General features: G+C 46.8%; 18 protein-coding genes. 9 read left to right on the forward strand and 9 right to left on the reverse strand.

The features are described from left to right. Positions 1-56: 56 nt before the first annotated feature. Positions 57-4,697 carry a choice-of-anchor Y domain-containing protein gene (locus tag QUB61_RS06340; RefSeq protein WP_333125257.1) on the reverse strand — a complete coding sequence of 1,547 codons (4,641 nt, stop codon included), beginning with the start codon at positions 4,695-4,697 and terminating at the stop codon, positions 57-59. On the opposite strand from QUB61_RS06340, the gene QUB61_RS06345 reads away from it, so the two are divergent. Beyond that, a complete protein-coding gene (locus QUB61_RS06345; protein WP_333125254.1) occupies positions 4,696-4,995 on the forward strand; it encodes a hypothetical protein in 300 nt (99 codons plus the stop codon). The genes QUB61_RS06340 and QUB61_RS06345 overlap by 2 nt on opposite strands. A gap of 119 nt (positions 4,996-5,114) precedes the next feature. Here QUB61_RS06345 and QUB61_RS06350 read toward each other — a convergent pair whose 3' ends face one another. After that, positions 5,115-9,596 (reverse strand): tetratricopeptide repeat protein, encoded by a 4,482-nt coding sequence (locus QUB61_RS06350; RefSeq protein ID WP_333125251.1) that lies wholly within the window; start codon positions 9,594-9,596, stop codon positions 5,115-5,117. A 214-nt stretch (positions 9,597-9,810) separates the two neighbouring features. Between QUB61_RS06350 and rpiA the strand changes: the two genes are divergently transcribed. After that, positions 9,811-10,527 (forward strand): ribose-5-phosphate isomerase RpiA, encoded by a 717-nt coding sequence (rpiA, locus tag QUB61_RS06355; protein ID WP_333125248.1) that lies wholly within the window; start codon positions 9,811-9,813, stop codon positions 10,525-10,527. A gap of 115 nt (positions 10,528-10,642) precedes the next feature. On the opposite strand, the gene QUB61_RS06360 is transcribed toward rpiA, so the two are convergent. Continuing rightward, positions 10,643-10,825: a hypothetical protein gene (locus tag QUB61_RS06360; RefSeq protein ID WP_333125245.1), complete on the reverse strand. Its 183-nt coding sequence runs from the start codon at positions 10,823-10,825 to the stop codon at positions 10,643-10,645. On the opposite strand from QUB61_RS06360, the gene QUB61_RS06365 reads away from it, so the two are divergent. Then, positions 10,817-12,001: an aldo/keto reductase gene (locus tag QUB61_RS06365; protein ID WP_445300178.1), complete on the forward strand. Its 1,185-nt coding sequence runs from the start codon at positions 10,817-10,819 to the stop codon at positions 11,999-12,001. The two genes, QUB61_RS06360 and QUB61_RS06365, sit on opposite strands and share 9 nt — an antisense overlap. A 241-nt stretch (positions 12,002-12,242) precedes the next feature. Then, complete coding sequence (locus QUB61_RS06370; protein ID WP_333125243.1) at positions 12,243-12,998, forward strand: Fe-Mn family superoxide dismutase; 756 nt, start codon at positions 12,243-12,245, stop codon at positions 12,996-12,998. Positions 12,999-13,302: 304 nt separating this feature from the next. Here the strand turns inward: QUB61_RS06370 and QUB61_RS06375 are convergent, their stop codons facing one another. From QUB61_RS06375 to QUB61_RS06385, 3 genes are all read right to left on the reverse strand, one after another. Further along, positions 13,303-14,508 (reverse strand): transposase, encoded by a 1,206-nt coding sequence (locus QUB61_RS06375; protein ID WP_333125240.1) that lies wholly within the window; start codon positions 14,506-14,508, stop codon positions 13,303-13,305. Between the two features lie 147 nt (positions 14,509-14,655). Further along, positions 14,656-15,399, reverse strand: coding sequence for a 16S rRNA (guanine(527)-N(7))-methyltransferase RsmG (rsmG, locus tag QUB61_RS06380; RefSeq protein ID WP_333125237.1), 744 nt, complete (start codon positions 15,397-15,399; stop codon positions 14,656-14,658). A gap of 108 nt (positions 15,400-15,507) precedes the next feature. Continuing rightward, positions 15,508-16,179 carry an energy-coupling factor ABC transporter ATP-binding protein gene (locus QUB61_RS06385; protein ID WP_333125234.1) on the reverse strand — a complete coding sequence of 224 codons (672 nt, stop codon included), beginning with the start codon at positions 16,177-16,179 and terminating at the stop codon, positions 15,508-15,510. 375 nt (positions 16,180-16,554) lie between these two features. Here QUB61_RS06385 and QUB61_RS06390 point away from each other — a divergent pair, with 375 nt between their 5' ends. Next, positions 16,555-17,571, forward strand: coding sequence for a Sll0314/Alr1548 family TPR repeat-containing protein (locus QUB61_RS06390; RefSeq protein WP_333125231.1), 1,017 nt, complete (start codon positions 16,555-16,557; stop codon positions 17,569-17,571). Positions 17,572-17,586: 15 nt separating this feature from the next. After that, on the forward strand, positions 17,587-18,039 hold the full coding sequence (locus tag QUB61_RS06395; protein WP_333125228.1) for a DUF3531 family protein: 453 nt from the start codon (positions 17,587-17,589) through the stop codon (positions 18,037-18,039). A gap of 702 nt (positions 18,040-18,741) precedes the next feature. On the opposite strand, the gene QUB61_RS06400 is transcribed toward QUB61_RS06395, so the two are convergent. The 3 genes from QUB61_RS06400 to QUB61_RS06410 form a co-directional block, all read right to left on the reverse strand. Further along, on the reverse strand, positions 18,742-19,107 hold the full coding sequence (locus QUB61_RS06400) for a phage holin family protein (RefSeq protein ID WP_333125226.1): 366 nt from the start codon (positions 19,105-19,107) through the stop codon (positions 18,742-18,744). Between the two features lie 21 nt (positions 19,108-19,128). Further along, entirely contained in the window at positions 19,129-20,220 is a 1,092-nt protein-coding gene (ychF, locus tag QUB61_RS06405; RefSeq protein ID WP_333125222.1) for a redox-regulated ATPase YchF, read from the reverse strand. Between the two features lie 167 nt (positions 20,221-20,387). Next, on the reverse strand, positions 20,388-20,636 hold the full coding sequence (locus tag QUB61_RS06410) for a gamma-aminobutyric acid A receptor, epsilon-like protein (protein WP_333125219.1): 249 nt from the start codon (positions 20,634-20,636) through the stop codon (positions 20,388-20,390). Between the two features lie 358 nt (positions 20,637-20,994). On the opposite strand from QUB61_RS06410, the gene QUB61_RS06415 reads away from it, so the two are divergent. From QUB61_RS06415 to QUB61_RS06425, 3 genes are all read left to right on the forward strand, one after another. Continuing rightward, positions 20,995-22,503: an aminotransferase class I/II-fold pyridoxal phosphate-dependent enzyme gene (locus QUB61_RS06415; protein WP_333125217.1), complete on the forward strand. Its 1,509-nt coding sequence runs from the start codon at positions 20,995-20,997 to the stop codon at positions 22,501-22,503. A 99-nt stretch (positions 22,504-22,602) separates the two neighbouring features. Further along, a complete protein-coding gene (gene cbiT, locus QUB61_RS06420; RefSeq protein ID WP_333125215.1) occupies positions 22,603-23,196 on the forward strand; it encodes a precorrin-6Y C5,15-methyltransferase subunit CbiT in 594 nt (197 codons plus the stop codon). A 344-nt stretch (positions 23,197-23,540) separates the two neighbouring features. Then, positions 23,541-24,458 (forward strand): phosphatidate cytidylyltransferase, encoded by a 918-nt coding sequence (locus tag QUB61_RS06425; RefSeq protein WP_333125213.1) that lies wholly within the window; start codon positions 23,541-23,543, stop codon positions 24,456-24,458. Positions 24,459-24,485: the final 27 nt, after the last annotated feature.

The following is a 24,485-nucleotide window of genomic DNA, read 5'->3' on the forward strand; positions in this document are numbered from 1 at the left end:
GCATAGGGCATAGGGCATAGGGCATAGGGCATAGGGCATAGGGCATAGGGCATACCTCACCACGCGATCGAACCGCTATATATCGATCGCTGTGGTGCGATCGCACTAGCTTGCACCCCTACCAACAGCACCAAACCTTCCCCACTTGCTTGACTAATTAAAGTGCCTTCGGGAATTTGACTGATTGCCAATCCCCCAATACTTGCGCCTTTATATTGTAGCACATCCAGCCCTGACGTGAAATCAGAAATAACATCAAATCCGGCGTTACTTTCTAACACAAACGTGTCATTTCCTAGACCTCCAGCTAGACTATCATTCTCCAAACCTCCGATTAAAATGTCATCGCCCAAACCGCCAATGAGAGTGTCACTACCAGCCCCGCCAAAGATAGTATCATTTCCCTCGCAGCCATCTAGCAAATCGCTACTTTGATTCCCGCTTAAGAAATCATTTCCAGCCCCTCCGCAGAGAGTATCGCTGCCAAAATAGCCGTAGAGAAGATCGTTGCCTTTGGCACCGAACACAACATCATTACCTTTGCCGCCAAATGCAGAATCATTACCTTTACCGCCGTGGATAAAATCAGCATCTTCATTACCAAAAATTAAGTCGTTATCTTCCTTGCCATTTATGGAATCGTTGCCGCGATTGCCAAAAATGATATCTTCACCTTCCCCGCCAACAATGATGTCATTATTTTTGCCTCCAAAAAGGAGATCGACTCCCTTGTTCCCGTCAATAAAATCCTTACCTCGGTTGCCGTAAAGGATATCGTTGCCTTCACCGCCGTAGAGGTTGTCGTCGCCTTTTTCCCCATCGAAAATGTTGGGATTGGGACTGCCGTAAAAAGCATCATTTCCCGCAGTGCCAAACTGAATTTCATCGCTACCATTGCTGTTGATAATATTGTCAACTTGATTTGGTTGGTGGAAGTTTGGCCCAGGAATAGTATCGCAAATGCAATCGCTTTCCGTTGGAGTCGGAGTCGGTGTTCCCGATTGGGTGGGAGTAGGTGTTCCCGATTGGGTTGGCGTCGGCGTGGACGATGGCGTGGGAGTAGGTGTTTCCGTCGGAGTCGGGGTGGACGGTGGTGTGGGAGTAGGTGTGGACGTTGGAGTCGGACTCGGCGTTTCGGTCGGCGGGGTTCCCGTTGGAGTCGGAGTAGGTGTGGACGTTGGAGTGGGCGTCGGAGTTTCCGTCGGAGTGGGAGTTGGTGTTCCCGTTGGAGTCGGTGTTTCCGATGGTGTGGGTGTTGGAGTTTCCGTCGGAGTCGGTGTTGGTGTTCCCGTTGGAGTCGGAGTCGGAGTCGGAGTTTCCGTTGGAGTCGGCGTCGGTGTTTCCGTTGGAGTCGGAGTCGGAGTCGGAGTTTCCGTTGGAGTCGGAGTCGGCGTTGGAGTCGGAGTCGGCGTTGGAGTCGGAGTCGGCGTTGGAGTCGGAGTCGGAGTCGGAGTCGGAGTCGGAGTTGGCGCGGTAATATTAACGCTGAAGGTTCCTAAAGTCGTAGCATCTACAGGATTCCCAGCAGTATCTTTAACTTGATTACCTTGCAGATTAATACTGTAAGTTGGATTATTATCTGCAATATCCCAACTTCCCCCAGGCGGAGTAAATGAATAACTCGCGGCCCGCGTCAAGCCATTAGTATTAGTATCAACACCGATTGAGCTAACAGGAATACTACCGCCTGACCAATTGATTAAAAAGTCAGAACTGTCGAGAGTTGTAACATCGATCGCACTATTATCGTTAAAAGTAACAGTAAAACTTTGACTGGTTCCCCCCGCCGCCGTAATATCAGCAATAGTGGTCGGATTTACAGTTGGGGCAATGCCATCAATTACAAGATCCTTATTTTGGCCCAAGGAATTAGCAGCACCCGGATTCGGCAAAGTCAAGACAGCAGCAGCATTGGCAGCATTCTTAATAGTACCGCCGTTGAGAGATAAGGCAGTTGTGGAGGTATAATCTAAGTCGGGACTGCTATTGCCGGCTGTTACTGTGTAATTAAATGTCAGAGTATTGCTGCCGCTGCCGCTAACATAATTAACGAGAGTACCTGCACCGGCTGTGGCTAAGGTAAGCTGCGGCGTACCCGTAACAGTAACTGGTTGATTGAATGTGACGGTAATGGGAATAGTTGCACCGATCGCGTAACTTCCATCTGCCTGAGTTGATGTGATATTAGTAATAGTAGGTAAAGGACTAACTGTAATGCTGGCAGTTTCGCTGGCGGTACTAAAAGGACTAGAAACGCCGTTAGTTGTTAAGTCTGTTGTGACATTAGCCGTGCCGCCGTTAGTGCCAGTAATTCGATCCCAAGCATTGAAGGTAATGCCGTTAGTAACTGTTCCGGTGTAGTTAGGATTGGGAACGAAGCGGAGGCGGGTTGTCGCGTCGGCTGCTAACAACAGTGCAGTTGCAGCCGTAGGAACAGTAGTAATATTATTCCAAGTTGTGCCATCTGTCGTATACTGCCAACTGCCGTTTGTAGTATCTAAATTTGTGAGGGCGATGCCTCTGGGACGCTGGGAAATGACATCGTTGGGGTCGGTAATTAGGGTGCCGATAATAGCAGATATTAATGTGCCGCTGTTGTTGGTTTCGTTGGCGTTAATTGCTGTTAAATTAGGCGTGCCGGAATTGTTGAGGACTGGGGAATTGTTGACGAGGACGCTGACAGTTGATGTGCTGTTGCTGTAACCGTCAGTTGCTGTGTAGGAGAAGGTGTCGAGGCCGTTGAAATTGGCGTTTGGGGTGTAGACAATGCTGCGTTTGGGGTCGATCGCGATCGCCCGGACTCTATCGTCCGCGTTGGGGTTAAAAGCAGGATCTGCCAACCCAGTGCTGCTGTTCAACCGGGCAATTCTGTTGCGCGGCAGCCCGCCGATATTGGTAAAATTGCCCCCGACTACTGGATTGTTATTAGGATCGATCGCGATCGCATAGACTTCCCGATCTGCGTTGGGGTTAAAAGTAGGAACTGCCGTGCCGTTGCTGCTGTTGAACCGGGTAATTCTGTTGCGCGTTTGCCCGCCGATATTGGTAAAATTCCCCCCGACTACTGGATCGTTATTAGCATCAAGCGCGATCGCATAGACTATACTATCTGCACTAGAGTTAAAAGTAACATCTGCCGTGCCGTTGCTGCTGTTCAACCGGGCAATTCTGTTGCGCGCTTGCCCGCCGATATTGGTAAAATTCCCCCCGACTACTGGATTGTTATTAGCATCAAGCGCGATCGCATAGACTGCATTATTCGCATTAGGGTTAAAAGTAGCATCTGCCGTACCGTTGCTGCTGTTCAACCGGGCAATATAATTGCGTGTCTGCCCGTCGATCTCGGTCAAAAAGCCACCTACTACTGGATTGTTATTAGCATCGATCGCGATCGCGTAAACCCAATTATCCGCATTAGGGTTAAAAATAGGATCGGCCGTGCCATTGCTGCTATTCAACCGGGCAATATAATTGCGAGGTTGCCCGCCGATAGTATTGAATAGGCCTCCTACTACTGGGTTGTTGTTAGCATCGATCGCGATCGCCTCGACATAATCATCCGCATTGGGATTAAAAGTAGGATCTGCCAACCCATTGCTGCTGTTCAACCGGGCAATATGGTTGCGCGACTGCCCGCCGATATTGGTGAAATAGCCGCCTACTACTGGGTTGCCGTTGGCATCGATCGCGATCGCCCTGACTTGACCGTCAGCATTCGGGTTAAAAGTAGCATCGGCCGTACCGTCGCTGCCATACAACCGGGCAATATTATTGCGCGGCTGCCCGCCAATATTTGTAAAATTTCCTCCTGCATAAATCCAGTCGTCAACAGTAACAGTGCCGCCTGTTGGTTGAGTAACACTCTGCACTCTCAGTGCCTTTGTGCCGCCCGTATCATTTGTCAGGACTTTAATTTTAATATTAGGAGTGCCGACAGTTGCGATCGCACTGTCGGGACTAGCAACAGGCAAATCATTAACAGCTATCCTGCCCAAAAGAAATGTAGCGCTTCCCTGGTCAGTATTGTCACCAAAAAATAGGAAACTCGGCAATGTGTAAGGATTGAAACTTAAAGGAGACTGGGTTTGTCCTGGGTTAAACTCGATTTGACGCAGTGACCCTGTTAAAATGGGATCGGCGGAATTATTTGCAAAAAGTTGGTAATTTAGTCCTTGTACTTTCAGGACATAATTGTTATTAGTAGTAGTATTAAAATTAACATTTTCCGACTCTTCTAAATTTTCTGACTGAGCGAATATTATGCCATTTTTAAAACCCAATTCTAAACCGTTCAAGCCGTCGCTGCTAATAGCGGTGACACTGAAACCAGCGCGGTTGGGATTGCTAATTTCTGTGGGAATTGCTGCATTAAAAGATATCGTATAACCAGCCGTGCGGTCTAATGTGGCCGCGGTGAAAGGCGGCAATATCGCTGGTGTCGGAGTAAGCAGCGATTGTGGATTGTAATTGCTGTAACCCGCATAGCCAGGGCTATTGGCAGGGGAGATAGTGGCAGTATTGATGCCCGTTGTGTTTGGCCAAAACGCACCCTCCGCCTCATAAGCAACAATAGGTGGAGTTGTCGAAGGTAAGGGTATCTGTAGGTAAGCAAGGGCGGTGCCGCTGGGCGTGCCTATGCCGGGGGGCGTTCCGGCTGGAAGGTTGGTAATCGCGTCGTAGAGGGTAATGTTGGGCATGATGTATCTAAAGGTAGATGTTTTGCTGAGTTTTATAGCAGAAGGAAGAAGTCCGATGGAAGTCGGAAGAAGGAAGAAGGAAGAAGTAGTAATAGCAATGGTTTCAGCGATTAAGAATGTCCTAACCGTCTTGGCGGTTGCTATAGAAGTCAAGCCTAGCCAATTTACCGATCAGTATCAGCGTTTTTGTACCTGCTGTCAAAATAATTACGCAATCTTTTACTTGGGCGCAATTCTGGCACCACAAAAAAACGATCGCCCTAACTGGCATAAAGTTAGGGCGATCGCGCTACCATGAATCAGCTATTTATTAATCAGACTCGGCGCCTAGCTTTTACGCATTTTCACGAAGATTGTGACACGACTTCACAGAAAGAAAGCAAGAGTGCCAGATGCGGAAATTTTTCCTTCTAATCACTAATGACTACTGACTGCTGACTGCTGACTAACCTGTTTAGCTAACAGTTTTTGAAATACCTCATACATTTCCCTTGCCAACTTTTTAGGATTCCACAAAGGTGCGAGATGTTCTGGCTGCTTAGATTTTACTAAATGCTCTTTCACCGCATTTCTGAAACCAGCATCGCGGCCAAACTTAACTCCCCACTGCGTGTATTCATCCCAACTCCACGCCGCACCGACATCAAGATTTGCACTTTTCAGAAAAGCGTAACCCATCCGCGAAAGATATTGGTCGCCCGATCTAGTTACCACTGGCAAATTCGCCCACAAAGCCTCTAAATTGTGAGTCCCCCCGTTGTAAGGATAGGAATCTAAAAGCACATCAGCTACATAATAAATAGCCCGGTGTTCTTCCTCACTTCGGGTTTGCCCTATAAACTTAATCCGAGCAAAATCTACTCCCTGAATTTCGCATTCTTCGCGGTAAGTCCTGTGAATAACATCGGGGTCGCCTTGACCTTTGCGGATTAACAAACTATCTGGTACTTCCTTAAGAATTTTAACTTGAGCTCGTACCATTTCGGGATTAGTTTTTCTGCCCGGAGCAACGCACAGATAAGTCATTTTATCCAAGCCAATTCCGAGAGCATTTCTAATCTCCTCTCGATTCACAGGAACGCTTTGCAGTTCGCCAATTGCTACAGAACAAACAGGCAATCTTACTAACTGTTCTAAGTAATTTTTTTCAACACCAGGGGGGTGAGTGTGTTCGTCGCACAGAAAGTAGTGATTATCTGAAATGTAGGGCGCGTCAAATCCTAGCCAAGAAACGCAAATCCCCGCAGGATATTGATACAGCACTTCGACATTTGTTGGTACTGTCATCGAGTCTAAGTCTATTAAAACATCCAAGTTGTCTTGCGCTACTTCCGCGAGGATTTCACCGCCATCAGCAAAGCCGTTTGGATATTTTTTAGGCCAGTAAAACTTGCCCGCCATTTCTTCAAACCGCTGCGTAACCTCATCTCGGTTGAGTTTTCCGGTGACGTAAAGGTGAACGTGGGGGGTGATGTGGCTTAATTCGCGAATTAAAGCTTCGCTGCACCAACCTACCGAGTGGCGGCGGAAGTGTTTGGAAAGGAAGCCGATTTTTAAAGGCTGTTGTTTGATTTGGTAATCGGCGGGTTTGATGCTGTTAAATTGCTGCCGCTGGGGGACGGCTTTTTTGTAGTATTCTTTGGCAATTAATCTGTAGAAACTGGCATTTTTTTCGCGGTTGTCTCGCAGGTGAGAAACTGCAAACAGGAAGATTTCGTAGAGCAGTTTTAGTTCGATTACGCTAAAGGTTTCGACCTTTTCGTAGCAGAGTTTTTCGATTTCTTCGAGTTTCTGAATAGCCTGTTTGCTGACACCTGATTGCAGGTAGGAAAAGACGTAGGCTGTAGCTGACATGACAGGGGCATTTTCGCCGCAGTTTTCGCAGTATTTGTCGGCTACGCTGCGGGCGGCGGCGAGGTTGGTGGAATGGCTTAGCAAGTCGCACAGTTGTTGGTGGGCTTCGCTGAATTTGGGGTTGCAGGCGATCGCCTTTTCAAAATTGGCGATCGCCTCCAACGGACGATCGTGTTTCTGAATGTGTCCCAGGCGACAGTAAACCTCTGCCCAATCCGGTTTTAATACCAAAGCTTGCTGATAGCTGGCTAAAGCTTCTTCCAGCCGCCCCAGCATGGAAAAACAACTGCCGAGGTTAGCGTGAACTTCCGGCCAGTCGGGCTTAATTTTGAGAGTATTTTGATAATTAGCAATCGCTTCTTCATACTTGTATTGCTGTAAATAAGAATTGGCTAAATTGAAGTGCAAAACTTCTAATTCCGGCTTTAAAGCTACAGCTTTCTGATAGTAAGCGATGGCAGCATCGAGATTGCCTTGCTGAGATTGCGCGCTGCCGATGTTACCGTAAGCTTCGGCCCAATCCGGTTTAATGGCGATCGCTTTTTCGTAGCTTTCGATGGCTTCCTCGCGCTTTCCTTGGCTGAAAAGTCGATTACCTAAGTTAAAGTGGAAGTCGGCACCGACTAGCTGCGGGTTGAGTTCGGATGTTCTTTTAAAACAGGCGATCGCTGCTTCGGTGTTGCCGTGTTTCTGATATACTTTCCCTAAATTCCAGTGAGCGCCCGCTAAATCTGGACTGAGGGCAATGGCTTGCTGGTAATGGGCGATCGCTTCTGGCAAACGCCCCATTTTGAAATACATACTGCCGATATTGGCGCGCACTTCCGCAAAGTTTGGCCGCAATTCTAGGGCTTGAAAATACGATCGAATCGCAGCTTCAACTTTGCCTTCTGCTTGCAAAGCATTGCCTAAAGTGACGTAAGCGTGAATAAAATCTGGTCGGATTTTTATCGCTTGCTGACACGCTGCGATCGCCTCTTTAATTTTACCTTGAACTAAAAAATTTTCGGCGAGGTTTTTGTAGGGTTCTACTTCTTGAAAATTGACAACTTGTGCGCTATCTGGAACATTGAGCGAGGTAACTTGTTCGGAAACTTCGGCGGGGTTTGTAAACGGAGTATTTAAAGTCTCAGTAGTTGGCGCTGGCGGCAAATTGATGCTAGAAGGCTGCAAGCCGTAGCCTTCATCTTCGTTGACAGATACTGGTTGCTGTGCGCCTGATTCTGTTTCTAATTCGATAAATTTGCTGTCCGTAGTTTCCCGCTGTTTTTGTGCGGTCAAACTCGATAGTTTCTCAGCAGCGCTGGCATCTCCCGGTTGCAGTTGCAGGACTTTTTGATAGCAAGCAATTGCTGCATCTAACTTTCCTTGCTGCTGCCAAACGCTGGCCAACATCAAATTAACCGAGCACAATTGAGGATTTATTTCAAGAGCTTTTTCGTAAGAACTTGCCGCCTGTTCCAATTGCCCTAACTTGTAATACATACTGCCCAAATTAGCGCAGGCTTCAGCAAATTCCGGCTGAATTTTCAGTGCTTGCAAGTAAGCTTGAATTGCCATTTCCAGCTTGTCTTGAGCCTGTAGAGCATTCCCCATTGTCAAGTAAGCAGGAGCAAAATTAGGTTTGAATTTAATCGCGAGATTGCAACAGGCGATCGCCTTTTCAAATTCCCCTTGCAAAACATAAACTTCCGCCAACTTTTTAGGAACTTCTGCATCTCCCGGATTTAACTCTAAAGCTTTCTGATAATTCTCGATTGCGCCACCGAGATCGCCTGCATCTTTCAGCCGATTTCCCTTTACAAAATATGCTTTAGCTGCTTCTAAATCCACCAACGACTCCGTTATCATTTGCTCTGCCACTCTTACAGGTTTTACACTAATAATATTCAACCATTCTACCCACTCTCGGGCTCGCACAGACCAAGTACACCCTCGATTTATATATTCTACCTGCTGTCTCAGATGATTTTCAGCAGTTGCGCCGCCCGCACCCAGGTCTTCTTTTAAAACTCCGACTGTCGCCTCTAAAAACCGCCTTGTATATCCCTCCCAATCTGGTTTACCGGCACAGTTCCAATTAGTTACCGATGCCAAGTTTTCCACCCCTGACATTGAAACTAGACGGGCAAACCCAGCAGTTGTTTCCGGCAAAGCTGCCAATTCACTCGTCACAATCCGGCAACCGCTGGCCATCGCCTCCATCACGGCAATAGATGACGTTTCCAAATAGGTATTCGGGTAAGCTAAAACCGCAACTGAACGCAGTTGCCGGACGAGTTCGGGTTGCGGTACGGAACCGACGTACTCGACGCCTTCTGTTTCCTGACACTGGCGGTAAAGTTGACCGAAAAAAAGCTGGTTCTCATTGTCGTCTATTTGGTGTACTTTCATGCTTGAAAATACTTTTAATCTAGTTCCGGGGACAGCTTGACGAATTTCGGGAAAGACGTTTAACAAAATATCAAGTCCGCGGAATGGAGTGCTGGTGTAAGCTAGAATAGGCGGTCGAGATTTATAAGAGAGGATAGAAATATTATCGGCGAAAATGTTAGCAAAACAAGGTGCGATCGCATTTCTTAAAACACAACTGCGATTCGAGTCAATCCCAAAGCGCCGATGAAATTGCTCGCGCTGCCAGTCGCTGACAAATACAAAGGCATCGCAAGCATTGATTTCTTGCTCATTCTTAAAATCTTGGAGGAATACAAAGCCAGGTTCGTTATGAATCCACAAAATTAATTGAGTGCGATCGCCCAAAAGCGGCTTGATTTCCAGCGCTTTGCCGACTATATTGACTATAACTAAAAAATCGAGCGATCGCAGCAATTCTAAATTAGATTTGTCCCCCACCCTGCGCCTGCAATCAACGCCGCGCCAAATCCCCGACTCGGAAGTATTGTTGAGCAAAAATACCTCGTTTCCCTGTGCAGCCAACGCCTCAGCTAAGTAACAAATAGCCGACTGAGTGCCGCCCAAAGGTTTGCAGTAAGGAGTTTCAATATTGTAATCCCAAGTGTAGGTATCGAGAAATCCGATTTTCATTGTGGCAATTATCCGCCGATTTGTGAACTAGATTCTTTTTATTTAACCGCAGAGGACGCAGAGTGCCCAGAGAAAAAAGAGAGAAGTTCCCACTTGAAATAATTTGCGAGTTCCCTCTCTTCTGCTTCTTCCTCTCTGCGTTCTCTGCGCTCTCTGCGGTTAAATAAATCCATAATAAATGGTATAATCTTAAAACTATTGAGGAGTACCGAACATGACCACAGAACAAGATCCCGTAAAATTGATGAAACAGCAAGTCGGCTTTGCAGCAGCCGATCGCGTAAAATCTGGTATGATTGTCGGACTCGGCACCGGGTCAACTACAGCTTATACTATTCAAGCCTTGGGCGATCGCATAAAATCAGGTGAACTCAAAGATATCAAGGGAGTACCGACATCTTTTCAATCAGAAGTGTTAGCCAAACAGTACGGAGTACCGCTGACAACACTAGATGAAATTGACAGAATAGATGTTGCTATTGACGGCGCTGATGAAGTAGATCCCCACCTCAACTTAATTAAAGGTGGCGGCGCCGCCCACACCCGCGAAAAAGTAGTCGATTACCTCGCCACTCAGTTTATTGTAGTAGTTGACAGTTCCAAAATGGTTGATAAATTGGGTTCCACTTTTCGCGTACCCATCGAAGTTATACCGATGGCATTAACACCAGTAATGCGCGCCATTGAAAAATTGGGCGGTAAACCAGAACTCCGCATGGGCGTGAAAAAAGCAGGCCCGGTAATTACCGATCAAGGTAATATGGTAATCGATGTCAAATTTGATGACATTGCCAACCCCGGAGAAATGGAAAAAATTTTGAATAACATTCCCGGTGTGTTAGAAAATGGTTTGTTTGTAGACTGTACAGATTTGGTTTTAGTCGGCGAAATCAAAGACGGAAAACCAGTAGTACGGGAGATTTCTAAATAGTCAAAACTGCCCCTGTGGTGGTCAAAAACTCTTTGTGGAACAGGCATCTTGCCTGTTCAGGAGAAGGCTGCAATATGCGAGTTACAACCCGCAAAAATACCAAAAACAAGGTTTCTTACCCTATAGCAACCGCCAAGACTATTAAGAAGTTCTTAATCAGTGAAACCCTGGCGATTGTTACAGCTTCTTCATTCTTCCTTCTTGCTTCTTCTTTCTTCCTTCTTCCTTCTTCCTTCTTCCTTCTTCCTTCTGCCTTCTGCCTTCTGCTATAGCTTTGACTTTGATTATGATGATGCAATATCGCAGATTCGGTCGCACAGAATTATCCATGCCCGTCTTTTCCTGCGGTGGCATGAGATATCAGTACAAATGGCAAGACGTGCCAGCCAATGAAATTCCACCAGACAATCAACAAAATCTAGAATCGACGATTCGCTACTCGGTTGAATGCGGCATCAATCACATAGAAACTGCTCGCGGTTACGGCACTTCCGAGATGCAGTTGGGGTGGATTTTGCCGAATTTTCCCCGCGAAAAATTGATAGTGCAAACGAAAGTTAATCCCACACCAAACTCTCAAGAGTTTCGCGAACAATTTGATAAATCCTTAACTTATCTGCAACTGGAATACGTCGATTTACTGTCGCTACACGGCATTAATACGTGGGAATTGCTAGAGGAGTCTATGCGTCCGGGTGGCTGCCTGGATGTGGCGAAGAAGTTGCAAACCGAAGGCAAAGTTAGGTTTATTGGTTTCTCAACTCACGGCCCAACGGATGTGATTGTCAAAACAATTGAAACTAATCAATTTGATTATCTTAACTTGCACTGGTACTACATCAATCAAAGTAATTGGCCGGCTATTGAAGCTGCTCAACGTCACGATATGGGCGTTTTTATTATCAGTCCTTCCGACAAAGGCGGTCAGCTTTACAGCCCGCCGCAAAAATTGGTAGACTTGTGCTATCCGCTGAGTCCGATGGTGTTTAACGATTTGTTTTGTTTGTCGCATCCGCAAGTACACACTTTGAGTTTAGGAGCAGCAAAACCAGAAGATTTCAACGAGCATCTTAAAGCTGTAGAATTGTTAGATAGAGCCGATGAAATTTTGCCACCGATATTAGCAAGGTTGGAAAATGCAGCAATTAATAAATTAGGAGAAGATTGGTTTAAGACTTGGCACGTAGGTTTACCAACTATCGAAAATACTCCCGGAGGTATTAATATTTATGTGATTTTGTGGCTGTGGAATTTGGCGCAGGCTTACGATACGATCGACTATTGCAAGATGCGCTACAACCTTTTAGGTAATGCGGGCCACTGGTTCCCCGGCAAAAAAGCCGATCGCCTCAATGAGTTAGACTTGCTCCGCTGTCTGGCCCACAGTCCCCACGCTGCTAAAATTCCCGGTATTCTTCAAGCAGCCGATCGGCTTTTTGGAGGCGAAGCCATCCAGCGCTTGTCCCAAGAATAATCAAAAAAAACCCGGTTTCCAGAGAGAAACCGGGTTGGTTAACCCGAGCAGGTGAGATTTAGTTACGCACACACAATTAGCCTATACTTAAGAAACTTTCACAACCATCGCCCATCCGTCTCATCCATTCGGGCGATTCCTGCTCGCAATAGCTGCGCTCGCACGTACTTTTTTTCTAAACTCCCTAGCATTTTGCTTTAATCTGAGATAAAACAGTTAATAATTGACTTAGGTATTTTTTATGACTCTTAAACGCCGAAATTTCTTGTATTTGCTGACGGCCAGCGTCGGAGCTATTACCGCAGGTGCTTGCCAAGCGTCAGGAAATAATGCCGCGCCACCAACTCCAATTGCAGAAAGCCCAAAAATAGCTCAAACTCCCGGGCCTTTTACACTGCCGCCTCTGCCTTACGAATACAATGCTTTAGAACCGCACATCGATGCGCGGACAATGCAATTTCACCACGACAAACACCACGCCGCTTACGTTAAAAGCCTCAACGAGGCTATCAGCAAATACCCGCAACTCAAAAACATCAGTGCGGAAAATATGCTGCGAGATTTGAGCAAAGTGCCGGAAGATATTCGCACAACCGTGCGAAATAACGGCGGCGGACACTTAAATCACAGTATGTTTTGGGAAATCATGAGTCCCAAAGGCGGCGGCGAACCCACAGGAGAAATTGCAACAGCAATTAAGCAAACTTTCGGCAGTTTTGACGCTTTTAAAGAAAAATTCAATGATGCAGGTACAAAGCGTTTTGGCAGCGGTTGGGTTTGGCTAGTCCGCAATAAAGCCGGCAAACTTGAGATTACAACTACTGCCAATCAAGACACTCCTTTCATGGAGGGCAACTATCCAATTATGGGCAACGATGTTTGGGAACACGCTTATTATCTCAAATACCAAAATTTGCGCGCTGACTACTTAAAAGCTTGGTGGAATGTGGTTAATTGGACGGAAATTAACAAGCGCTACTCCCAGGCTAGGGCTTAGTTCAACAAAGTTAGTTGTTGTGCTCAACCGCAGACAGCCCAACAACTAACTCTGTTTTAAGTAGGTAGGCGCTGTAAAATGCAACTATAGCCTTTCTCAGTAACATGAGGTACTCTCGCGGCCTCCGTGGGCATAGGCCTCCGTGGGCATAGGCCTCCGCGGGCATCAGTTGCGAGCGGTGTGTACCTCATTTTATTGAGAACCGCTATATGTAAACGATTTTAAAGTATCCTTAGCCTACCTACTTATCTTGAGATTCTGCTTTGACATCCTCCCCGCCGTGAACGGTCGGGGATTCTAAACATCACTGTTTAGGCTTCCTCTTTCCACGACTCGACTTACATTGAGGAGTTGCCTCACCAGTGCAGTGGTCGATGTCTCCAGAGGCGTTTAACGTTTCCGTGTGCCCCACGGTACGAAGCCCTAGTTCAAGTATGTTGATTGCGGCATTCCAGTCACGGTCTAGTACAACACCGCAATGTTGGCAGCGGTGCGTTTTTTGACTCAAAGACTTTTTAACAACTTCCCCACAGTTAGAACAATTTTGCGAAGTGTAGTGCCCAGGTACAGCAACTGTTACTACCCCAAATACTTTGCCAAAATATTCCAACCATTGACGGAAAGTAGACCATGCCACATCAGAAATAGACTTGGCTAGCTTTCTATTTTTGACCATATTCCGCACCTGCAAATCCTCGTAGGCAACCAAGTCGCTAGACTGGATTACGCATTTTGCTAATTTCACAGCAAAATCTTTACGCTGTCTACTTACTTTGAGGTGCTTTCTGCTCAATCGGTTTCTTGCTCTGGCTCTATTTTTAGAGCCTTTTTTTGTTCGCGAAAGACGACGATTCAGTCGTTCAAGCGATTTCTCGGAGTTCCGCAGATGGCGCGGGTTCTCAATTGTTTGACCGTCGGAATCGGTGTAGAAATGCGTCAAGCCAACATCCAAACCTAGTGTTTTACCAGTCGGCGTCCTCTTTTCTAATCGTTCTTGATTTACCAAGAATTGAACGTAGTAACCGTCTGCTCTACGAACAACACGCACTCGCTTAATCTGCTTTAACTGGTAGAAGTGCAAGTCGCGAGTTCCCCACAGCTTAAAGCTTCCAGCTTCAAATCCATCGGTGAAAGTGATAGTACGCCTATCTTCTGACAACTTATAGCCTGTTGTTTTGTATTCAACAGAACCGTGGGTCTGATGCTTCTTAAAGCGTGGGAAACCTTTTTTGCCTGGTTTGCCTTTTTTGCAGTTGTCGTAAAACCGCGCAATTGCTGACCAAGCTCTTTCGGCAGAAGCCTGACGCGCTTGCGAATTGAGCTTGTCAGCCCAAGGAAATTCTTTGGCGAGAACAGCGCAGTATGCACTTAACTCGTACTTGCCGATTCCCTTGTTGTCGAGCCAGTATCTAAGACAGCTATTGCGAACAAAGCGAGCGGTGCGGATGGCTTCGTCTAGCCTCTCGTACTGCTGCTTCGTCCCCTCAAGTTTTGCCTCAAATACCAACATAAGTTTACGCTTGCTGTTTCAGCGTAAGTATAACACAGAAAGCCGTCCTTATAGGACGGGGCTTTAAACCCAATTGTTTTAGGTAAACTGTAGAAAGAAATAATTCAACCTGGTTTCGTGTTATAAACCCTTGAAAAACCGCTCTAGCTAGCGAACGGGACGCTCTAACTGCGTTACAACTTTCCGCAAGTAAACGCAGTGCCGCGCGCCCTGACTCGTCGGGGTTGTGAATGCTTCGACTGACTCAACTGTGCCGCCCAAATGCTCGATCGCACTTTGCAACTGAGTCTCTTCCTCCACCGTCCAATTCCCGCGGTAAAGTACAGCCCAACCGCCATTTTTCAGCAGAGGCAGCGCGCATTTAGCGCAGAGAGGAGCGGCTCCAACTGCTCTCAGAAGTGCTATATCGTAAGCTTGTTTGTGCTGCGGCCCTCGGGCAATTTCATCGGCTCTGCCCAACAAAGTCGCAGCATTTTCTATCCCTAAAGACGGCAATACAGTTTCCAAAAAAGTAATTTTTTTGCGAGTAGAATCGAGCAAAGTAACTGATAGTTGCGGCAGGGCGATCGCGATCGGCAGACCCGGAAAACCCGCACCAGTCCCAATATCAATAACTTTCTGCACCGACTCGGCGGGCAATTTGCGATTTTCCCCTGCGCTGTTATTAGCTGGCAGCAGTCTCGCAATTCCCCGCAGAGAATCCCACAAATGTTTTTCCCAAAACTCTATCGGCTCAGTAATTCGAGTTAAATTCAAGGAGCGATTGCCCTCGACAATTAACTCATAAAGCCGCTGAAATTGTTGCTGCTGCGACTCATCCGGCTGCCAATTCAGCGTTTCTTGCCACAACTCGTTCATCTCCGGTAGCACAGGCATTGTAATTTGATTCATCTTGTATTGCCACTCTTTCCTAAACTAGGCAAATTCTCTTCGCCCAAAAATGCTTCACAATGCGATCGACCCGCCCGCCCGCACTAACTAATGACTAATGACTGATGACTAATGACTAACAAAACTGGTTTCCTTAGCCTCTAATTTAGCGCGATCGACCTCTTGCAAATCCCCGTGGTCTAAAGTCCAAAATCGATCGGCAACGCTCAGCAAATCGCTAGCATCGTGAGTAACAATCAACAAAGTCCAGTGACTTTTCAACTTGCTCAACAAGCTTACCAACTGCCTGCGCATCGACCAATCCAAACCCGCCGTCGGTTCGTCCAAAAGTAGCAAATGCGGCTGCCGAATTAGCTGCACCGCCAGCGCTACCCTGCGCTGTTGGCCGCCGCTCAAAGCGTGGGGGGAAGCCCGCAGCGGCAAATGTCCGAGTCCCACTTCTGCCATTGCTTTGTTGATTTGTTCTTGTCCCAATTCCGGATGTCCCAGTCGCAATTCTTCTAAAATTGTGCCTCCGCAAAAATGCCTTTCTGGGAACTGGAACACTAAACCTCCTAACTGTTGTAAGTGTTCTGGTGTTAATTCCTGTTCGCGCCAGCGGATGTCGCCGCTAGTTTTTTCCGCTAAACCTGCTAATATTTCTAAGAGCGTACTTTTGCCTGAACCGCTGCGACCCACAATCAGCCCCATTTGCTGCGAGGGAAGTTCTAAGTTAATATTTTTCAGAATAGCATTCGGACAGGCTGTAGGATGATATACTAAGTTTTTTAGATAAAGCATTAACGCAATTGGTAGTTGGGGAGAAGGAAGTTCGGCAACGAGCCGCTTACGGGATTTAACGGATTTGTGCTATTAATAGTTAAGGCTTTTTCTGGCTGTTGCCGATCGCCCACTATTATTTTACATAAATATTTACAAAAATTTTTGTTTTTTTTTCAGTTTGGGAGTTTGATTTTTCACTTTTTTTATGGTATATTTTAATAATGGAAATCTGTTTGTTCGTAGATGAGAACTCACACTTCCATTATTAAAATATACCGTAACAGCAGGAAAAAATCAAGCAAATTTCACTCTTTTTTTTGTCCGGGCCCGATAGTCTGACATTTTAACTATCTTGTTTGTAGTTTACAGTATATTCCATTGAGAGAATTAACGATGACGAAAACCCCTTTAGGATGGCTAGGCAAGCAAATGTTAAGTTCTAAAAAGACTGTGCGGGCGATCGCCTGTGCAGGAGCGATCGCCCTCAGCATCTGCGTTAACTCAGCATTAGCGGGCGATCCCTTTCGCAGCAGCAACCCGCAGGCGATCGGGCCCAACACCGAAACCGCTTTCAAAACAATGTTTCAGCAAGGAAACTACAAACAAGCAAAAACTCAAGTTCAACAAGCACTATCAGCCGAACCAAACGAGCCGCTAGCCTATGCGATGGCAGCCTCCCTATCCTACATCGAAAAAGACTTAAACTCGATGAATTCCTACGCGCAAAAAACCCGCGAAGTCGGCGAAAATTTGACGAAAACCAATCCCTTGCGCGGCAACCTTTACACAGCAGCAGGTCACTTTCTAGAAGGGGCGAACATTATAGCCAAAGAAGGAACAGCCAAAGGCGCGCCCCAAGCACTCAACAAACTGCGAGTAGTATTTCAATACCTAGAAGCCGCCGATAAAATAGCGCCCAACGACCCAGAACTCAATCTGATCAAAGGCTACATGGACTTAATGCTAGCCAAAAACCTGCCCTTTTCCAACCCCAACGAAGCAATTCAAAGACTCGAAGAAAAAGCCTTTCCCCGCTACTTAGCTTATCGCGGCATGGCAGTAGGCTATCGAGACTTAAAAAAGTACGATCGCGCTTTAGAGTTTGCCAACAAATCCCTAGCAGAAACGCCCAATAATCCAGAACTTCTCTATCTAAAAGCACAAATCTTGTTTTCCCAATCCCAGGGTAAAAACAGCAACAAAACCTTACTTGAGGAAGCCCGAAAAAACTTGGACGCAGCCTTAGCAAAACCAGACCAACTGCCGCGCAGTTTAGTAGCCGAAATCTTCTTTCAGCAGTGCAGAACCCGCAACCGTATCGACAGCAAATCTCGCGACTGCGACCCGATGCGCGATAAAATTAGAGATGCAAATGGACTCTGGGGGCCGGCCGCCTTACCACCACTATAAAAATACCAAAAAACTATGCAAGTAGAGTTTCGCGAGTTTAACCCCTTTGACCTCTGGATTTGGCTGAAGTTCAGCAACGTGCCTTCAAACGGTGAAAAACAGTATGTTGAAGAAGTGTTTGACTCTTGGTTTTTCTTGGGAAAACTCGGAGGATTTAATGCGGAAAATTTGCAAGTTCAAGATGAAGGCTTAGATATCAGTCACATGAATTACGATGTTAATCTAGCCGACCAAAGTATGATGGCTTTGATGCACAATATGGGAGAAATGGAGTATCAAGGTTCTTGGGCTCGCTGCTGGTTTGATTTGGGTACTAGCGACGCGATCGGCATTGATGTTTTAATTAATGTATTCCAACAACTCAGCAAAGAATTCGTAACGATTGAAAAACTCATTATTGGCGGAGAAAATAGAAACTGGCCCGTTGAAAACAGTCGCAGTCGAGAGTCTTTTGCTGCTGATAATTAACCCTTGACACGACTTGGATAACACGGACTACTCGTTACTAGGCTCTGCCTGGTAACACATATCCGGAGGCTCTGCCTCCTATTGCCTGGTAACACATATCCGGAGGCTCTGCCTCCTATTTTGCTGCTCCCAAAGCGAGGCATAGCCTCTGGACATTGATTCCTAGGCAGAACCTAGGAACCAGTTAACTAGAGATATTTGCTATAGCTAACAAGATAGTTGACACTCCCGGGCCTAAAGGCGAGGGGATTCTTAATTCAGCGACTGACCTTTAAGTGTTACGTCATGAAAGGCAATACTCAAACCTTTTAACCGTGGGAATTCCACCAATTAACGAGCCTGAGAAAGCAGCCACCCCAGAGGGTCTATCTCCAAAAGCTTACTAGGATACTGACAAGCGAGTTTGGGTGTGCCCCACCCTACTTAACAAGACTAGAATAGTTTGTTTTTCTGGTTTTGAGACTGTGTTAAGCCTCTAGCTGTTTAAAGAGTTTTCGCCGCTCTTTGCCCCCCGGTTTATGCCTAAAAGTGTGTCTCATGTCCCGTTTCACGAGGGCATTGCGAGTTTAACCTCGACTATTGCAGTATACCATGATTACTGGAATTGCCAGAAGTTTTAGGAATAAATTAAAGCCGTCCTAAAAGGACGGGGTTTTAGACCCAACTCCTTTGATAAACCCGCCTCTACCGCGTTACCTTCATCTACCGTACATTTGGCAGCGTCCTCAACACCTCATAGAGAAGAGAGTTAATAAAACCGAGGGCGAGAGCCCCCAGCAAAGCACTCCAAATTCCCCACCGCAAGCGAAATCCATCCACTAGCCAAGCCGCCAATCCAAAGATAACAGCGTTGATAACAATTATCCACAAACCAAAAGTTACCAACAGCAATGGAAAACCCAAAACCACAAAAAGCGGCCGCACCAAAGCATTCAGCAATCCAAAAACCGCCGCCGAAATCATCGCTTTTCCAAAAGTGTCAATATCCACCCCGATGGGCAACTTGGAAATAATAAAAAAGCTCACAGAAGTAACCAGCCAAGCAATTACCAGCGAAACGATATCCATGTGCCAATCTCCTTAAAAAAGCTAAACATTAAATCGGAACAACAGCACATCCCCCTCTTGTACAATATACTCTTTTCCTTCACTGCGAACTAAGCCTTTTTCCTTAGCCGCATTCATCGCGCCCGTAGCAACCAAATCTTCATAAGCTACAGTTTCGGCCCGGATGAAACCCCGTTCAAAATCTGAGTGAATCACCCCCGCAGCTTGCGGTGCTAACATTCCCGCGATAATCGTCCAAGCGCGAGTTTCCTTCGGTCCGCTAGTAAAATAAGTCCGCAAACCCAATAATTCGTAAGTAGCTCGAATCAGAGATTTCAAGCCCCCTTCTTTTACCCCGAGAGATTCTAGGAAATCCGTTCGTTCTTCCTCTGATAAGTCTACCAATTCTGACTCAACTTGCGCCGAAACTATGACAACCTTAGCATTTTCTGCTTTTGCTACTTCCCGCACTTGTTCGACATAGCTATTTCCTGTGGCCAAATCGTCCTCAGACACGTTAGCAGCATAGATAATTGGTTTGTTGGTGAGTAATTCCAAACCTTTAACTAATTCAGCTTCTTCATCTGTGAAACTGTACTGCCGCGCCGGTTTCCCCGCATTCAAAACCGCTACTAATTTTTCGAGCACATCCACTTCTGCCTGAGCTTCCTTATTGTTGCGGGCGAGCTTGCGAGTGCGATCGAGCCTGCGTTCAATTTGAGCTAAGTCTGCTAAAATTAATTCGAGATTGATAATCTCAATATCTCGCTGGGGATCGACAGAACCCGCAACGTGAATAATATCATCATTGTCAAAACAGCGGACAACGTGGACGATCGCATCTACGGCCCGGATGTGAGACAAAAACTGATTTCCCAATCCTTCCCCCTGACTCGCCCCCTTCACCAAACCCGCAATATCCACAAACTCCATCCGCGTCGGCACCGTTTGCGCGGAATTGCTAATATTGCTCAGCACGTTCAACCGTTCGTCTGGCACTGCCACGATACCCGTATTTGGCTCGATCGTACAGAAAGGAAAATTAGCAGCAGTCGCCTTGGCATTAGCAACCAGAGCATTAAACAAAGTAGATTTGCCAACATTAGGCAGTCCGACAATTCCGGCAGTAAGCATAGCTATTTAGAAACATATCACTGTTTCAAAATATCATAAGTATCCGCAATATATCGGACAGGACTTACGGACGCGCGGTGAGAAACCCAGTTTCTGTGGGAATGTCTCCTGGCCAAACCCCAGATTTTTTGCAAAAACCGGGAATATGTGCGTAAGTCCTACATAATTTACACCGGATCGGGGATTGTCTGAGGAATAGGTCCGGGCACTGTTTGAGGAATCGGAGAGGGGACGGTTTCCGGCACCGGTTCGGGAATTGGCTGCGGAATTGGCGCAGGTACCGGTTCGGGTACCGGACCGGGAATCGGCTCCGGTACGGGGCCCGGCACTGGTGGCGATGCGGGTATAGTCGGCAGTCCCGGTTCGGTACTGGGAATCTGCGGGCCTGGCAACGGACTAGGGTTGGGATAAATCATGTTAGTGTTTTGCTCGCTAATAGAGATGTTCCAAAAACATTTGGTCGCCACTTCTCGCTATATTTTTCAACAAAAATAACTGAGTTGTGGTATTGTTTTATCTCATAATTTTAAACTCAAAATTGCAGCGAAAACATCTATCTAAATAGCTATAATTAACTGTTACTTTCGCATAAATTTATGCCTGTGGCATTAAACTAAGTAGGTAGTTACAAATAAAGATTAGATGGGGAGTGCGCGTGAGTACAGCAATAAACAGCCTGAGAGTAAAGGTACTCGCCGGGTCCGCCCCTACAAGATATTATGGTTGTTTCATACCGCTCTACTTAGATATCAAATACAGCAATCAAGATTAATCGTGTCACCAGCAAACTCTCAAACAAAAACGCCTCTATTAGATGCTTTGCGCGATCGCACAAATCATCCGCACGCCCCGTTCTACGCCCCCGGACATAAACGCGGACAAGGAATCTCGGGGCCGCTAGTTGACTTATTCGGTGCCACAGTATTTCGCTCGGATTTGCCGGAATTGCCGGAATTAGACAATCTCTTTAATCCTGAAGGTGCAATTGCCGAAGCTCAAGACTTAGCAGCCGAAGCATTTGGAGCAAAATCAACTCGGTTTTTGGCCAACGGTTCGACTTGCGGAATTATCGCCGCCATCTTAGCGACTTGCGGCCCAGGAGATAAAATTATCCTGCCTCGAAATATCCACTCCTCGGCGATTTCAGGTTTAATTTTATCCGGTGCAATTCCGATTTTTGTCAATCCCGAGTACGATCGCACTTGGGATATTGCCAACAGCATCACCCCAGAAGCCACAGCCTCCGCATTAGAACAACATCCCGACGCCAAAGCAGTAATGATAATTTACCCAACCTATCACGGCGTCTGCGGGGATTTGCGGGCGATCGCCCAAATTACCCATCAATACAACATACCGTTATTAGTAGACGAAGCCCACGGCGCGCACTTTAACTTTCATTCAAACTTGCCAGAAACGGCACTATCAGGCGGTGCCGATTTAACAGTACAATCAATCCACAAAACCCTCGGTGCAATGACACAAGCATCGATGCTGCACGTCAAGGGCGATCGCATAGATATCCAAAAATTAAATAGAGCATTGCAGTTAGTACAATCTACCAGTCCGAGTTACATACTATTAGCATCCCTAGACGCAGCCCGCCAACAAATCGCACTGCACGGCGAACAGTTAATGACCAAAACTTTACTGCTAGCCGAAAAAGCGCGATCGCGCATCAGTCTAATTCCCGGCTTATCAGTTTTAGAACCGTTAAATACACCCGGTTTTGCAGCATTAGACCGAACCCGGCTAACAGTAAAAGTATCCGATTTAGGAATCACAGGATTTGCCGCCGATGAAATTATGCACTCGGAACTCGCAGTCACCGCAGAACTTCCCATGCCTCAACATCTAACATTTATTATTAGCTTGGGCAATACAGAAACAGATATTGACAATTTAGTTAAAGCTTTTACGATTTTAGAAGGAAGAAGGAAGAAGGAAGAAGGAAGAAGGAAGAAGGAAGAAGGAAGATTTGCCCCATCTCCCCCTCTCCCACTCTCCCCCTCTCCCAATCTCCCACTCTCCCCCTCTCCCCCTCTCCTCTCCCCCCGCGAGGCTTTCTTTTTGCCAGCGGAAACAGTACCCGCAGACAAAGCAGTCGATCGCCTCAGCGCCGAACTCATATGTCCCTACCCCCCAGGAATACCAGTCCTGATGCCCGGTGAAATCATTACCCCAGAAGCCGTTGACTACCTGCAACAAGTCCTTACCGCCGGCGGCAAAATCACAGGTTGTAGCGATAGAAACCTCCAAACTCTCAAGGTTGTGCGACAGTAAATATAAAGGCTTGGGGGAAATGGGGAGAATTTCTACTTCTTCCGCGAGTTCCAACTTCGGTCTTGCTTCAATCAAAAATCAAAAATCAAAAATAGAACTATGCTTTGGCCCTACGTCACTCCAGGCATTCCCGATGACTTATTTGAACGTTTACCGGGAATTCCCATGAGTAAGCGAGAAGTCCGACTGCTGTTACTCTCCCACCTGCGGCTGCAAGCAGACTCAGTGGTGTGGGACATCGGTGCAGGTACTGGCACAATCGCCGTAGAAACAGGTTTGCTGTGTCCCAAAGGTCGGATTATCGCCGTCGAAAGGGACGAAGAAGTCGCAAGCTTGATTCGCAGAAATTGCGATCGATTCGATCTCAACAACGTAGAAGTCATAGAAGGCAGTGCCCCGGAATGCCTCAAAAACCTGCCCCAACGGCCCCACCGAGTCTGCATCGAAGGAGGTCGCCCCATTAAAGCCATTCTCCAAGAAGTCTGGCGGTACTTGCAACCCCACGGTAGAGTTGTCGCTACCGCTGGCAATTTAGAGAATCTTTACGCCATTTCCGAAGGGTTCGCCGAGTTGCAAGTCCGCAACATCGAAGTAGTCCAGTCCGCCGTCAACCGCTTGGAGACTCGCGGCCTGAGTCAAACCTTTGCCGCCGTCAATCCCATATTTATTCTCAGTGGCGAAAAGCTGGATTAGAAGTTAGTTGACTGTTGACTGTTGACTGTTGACTGTTGTTATTGGTTATTTGTTACCAATCACCTTCCAGGCTGTACCTGCAATGCCCCATGCCTCATGCTTTTAGGCCCCATGCCCATTCCTAAATGTAATTCTTAATCTTTTTTAAGTTCACTTAACCTTCATACTTAAGAATAGGGGCCACCATAGCTGGATTGACCGCCTGATTTGAGATTTTGGATCGCCGATTGGAAATGGGGGTTAGCTGTGCAACGGAGAAACTCGTGCTCTTGAAAAATCCAAAATCCAAAATCCAAAATCCAAAATCGAATGACCCGCCGCCGTCTGCAAGAGAAATTCATTTTATGCCTTGGTCTCGTATCCTCAGTGGAATAGTTGCGATCGCCCTTGCTTTGGGAATGATTATTATGGGGGGATGGTACTTCACCGTCGGCTTTGGAGTCATCGTCTACCTAGGCCAATTGGAATATTTTGAATTAGCCAGGGCTAAAGGCATTGCACCTGCTGCCAAAACTACCTTAGCCGTCAGTCAAGGTCTGCTAATTACTGCCGCCCTAGCACCGCAACTCGTAGACGCCATGTTCCCCCTAGCCGGAACCTTAATCTGTTTCTACCTGTTATTCCAACCTAAATTATCTACGATCGCCGATATTGCCTCCTCAATTTTAGGATTGTTCTACGGCGGTTATTTGCCCAGCTATTGGATACGGCTGCGAGTCGGCATCGACCCAGCCAATCTTGCTACAACTGGACTGGGCAAAGCAGTAGCAAGCAATTTGCCCGTTAACATTTACTCACCGCCGTCTTGGACAACTTCGGGCCACATTTCTTTAGGATTGACTTCGCTGCTGCTTGCTTTCCTCTGCATCTGGGCCGCTGACATTGGGGCTTATTTTGTCGGCAAATTCTTCGGCCGCACTAGCCTGTCCCACATCAGCCCCAAAAAAACCGTTGAAGGTGCCGTATTTGGAGTTTGCGGCAGCATCGCCGTGGCCGTCGCTGGGTCTTGGTATTTACACTGGCCGGGGTGGCCGTATACTGGGGCTGCTTTTGGTCTGTTGATTGGCGTTGCTAGCCTGTTGGGAGATTTAACTGAGTCGATGATGAAGCGAGACGCCGGTGTTAAGGATTCGGGACAGTTGATCCCCGGTCACGGCGGCATTCTCGATCGCACCGACAGTTATGTTTTTACCGCACCCTTAGTCTACTATTTTGTCACTTTACTGTTGCCCGCGATCGACTCTTACCTCATCGCCCGCTAATTGCCAATTGAGAATTGGGAATGGGGA

Origin of the sequence: Microcoleus sp. C2D2 (assembly GCF_036702495.1) — a bacterium.
In the GTDB taxonomy this organism is placed as follows: domain Bacteria; phylum Cyanobacteriota; class Cyanobacteriia; order Cyanobacteriales; family Microcoleaceae; genus Microcoleus.